The sequence below is a fragment of the Halobacillus campisalis genome (assembly GCF_030345335.1).
Classification (GTDB): Bacteria; Bacillota; Bacilli; order Bacillales; family Halobacillaceae; genus Halobacillus_A; species Halobacillus_A campisalis.
This window is the reverse complement of the sequence record NZ_JAPVRC010000031.1, coordinates 1-255: the sequence shown is the minus strand read 5'-3', so window position 1 is coordinate 255 and position 255 is coordinate 1. Positions and strand designations below refer to the sequence as shown.

Annotated in this window: 1 protein-coding gene; it reads left to right on the top strand. The window is 29.8% G+C overall.

Features of this window, described 5'->3' with window-relative positions; all coding sequences use genetic code 11:
* The coding region (locus O2Q26_RS19005) for a hypothetical protein (RefSeq protein WP_289217303.1) at nucleotides 1-255 on the top strand (255 nt) is incomplete at both ends.

The following is a 255-nucleotide window of genomic DNA, read 5'->3' as shown; positions in this document are numbered from 1 at the left end:
TACCGTACAAAATCATTAAAATAATATACATCACTATGCACACAAAAAACACCATAGCAATTGAAGAAATAATTAAAGCAATTTTTTTCAAAAAACCTTTCTCGCTTTTCAGTGCAGTAATGAAAGATCCCAGTAAAAGAGAACCTAATAATAAAAGTGACAAAGGTCCAAGTACCAGATTCAATAGCCATACGAGAACCAATAATACGACTATTGAAGCGACTATTAATAATAAAGAGACTATAGCTAAATTTT